The organism is Pseudomonas sp. MWU13-2100 (genome assembly GCF_023242365.1).
Lineage (GTDB): Bacteria > Pseudomonadota > Gammaproteobacteria > Pseudomonadales > Pseudomonadaceae > Aquipseudomonas.
Map to the genome: position 1 here is coordinate 1 of NZ_JALLIX010000115.1, position 1,172 is coordinate 1,172.

General features: G+C 47.8%; 2 protein-coding genes. Both read left to right on the forward strand.

Going from position 1 to position 1,172, the window contains the following annotated elements:
* Positions 1 to 518: cysteine peptidase family C39 domain-containing protein (locus M5B99_RS29570; protein ID WP_248807452.1), on the forward strand; the 518-nt coding region annotated here is incomplete at its 5' end.
* Positions 515 to 871, forward strand: coding sequence for a hypothetical protein (locus tag M5B99_RS29575; RefSeq protein WP_163009543.1), 357 nt, complete (start codon positions 515 to 517; stop codon positions 869 to 871). The genes M5B99_RS29570 and M5B99_RS29575, both read left to right, overlap by 4 nt.
* Positions 872 to 1,172: the final 301 nt, after the last annotated feature.

A 1,172-nucleotide genomic window follows, 5' to 3' on the forward strand; every position in this document is an offset into this window, starting at 1 on the left:
CAACGACAGCTGCTGGGGAGCTTGCTGGCGCACCTCCCAAAAACCCATTGCTTGATGATTCAATTCCGAGAAATGGTGATCGTCTGGTCGTGAACCAAGGGCCCGTGCCTACTTGCGGACACAACTCTTGCGGTATGGTTTTGGATACGTTGGGCAAGGAGGTTGATATCGGATCTCTTATCCAAAGGATTGCGCCTTCTGAGGGTGGGATTTACGCTCGAGATGTTGCAAGCCTGATGACTTCTGAAGGTGTTCCTGCAAGTGCCTTTGGGAGCAGAAATGTTGCTGATTTGGCTAGGTACACCGGTGATGGAACTCCGGTGGTTGTCCGCATTGTTGACAACACGAAAGGTACTGACTTTTCCCATTTTGTTGTGGTGGATGGGGTTACAACTAGAAATGGAATCTCCGTTGTAGCTATTCGCGATCCGCATGGGACCCAATATTTTAGTCCCGTCAGTACCTTTCAAAGAAATTTTTCAGGTGAGGTTGTTGTTCCTCGGAGTGCACTTAAGTGAAATTAAATATCGACTTCCCTGAAAACATGATCACGGATGAATTACTCAGGCAGGAACGAATACCCTGCTTTTGCAAGGTTTCAAAAGAATTTGAGATTTCGTTTTCGGATACTGTTCCTGAGTCATCGGGGGTGGTATCAGAATGGGATCGTAGAGAGCTGGAGTTAAGAGCCGTTGCAGGGGCGGGCGGTCGATATACGCATTTTGCTAATGGTTTGATTACATTGCAGAAAATTAATGAAGGCATTTACAAGATCCTTGATCTTGAGATGTTTTATAGAAGTTACGGCTGGTGCGCTGTCTTACGTGGTGGGGAGTATGCGCCTCCCGGAAATTTTTGGGATGAAGAGTAAAGACTTTCTGATGAATGCTAGGCTAGGGATTCAATTGCATGAACGGACTCTCCTAGTCGAATTTCGAATCCAATCATTGATATGGCTTAACTGAAGCTCCCTAACTTTGTACCACGCTAACACCGGCCTTGTGCCGGTGTTTTTGTACCCGGTCTGCACCCCTTTTGCCGCCTTCCTGCACCCATCCTGTAGCCCTTTTGCACTCAAGCTGCACCCTTTCTGCAGTCAAGTTGCACCCCCTTTTACACCCACCCTGACGACCTACGGTCTAACTGCTCAATACGCCCTTTTTGAGCAGACC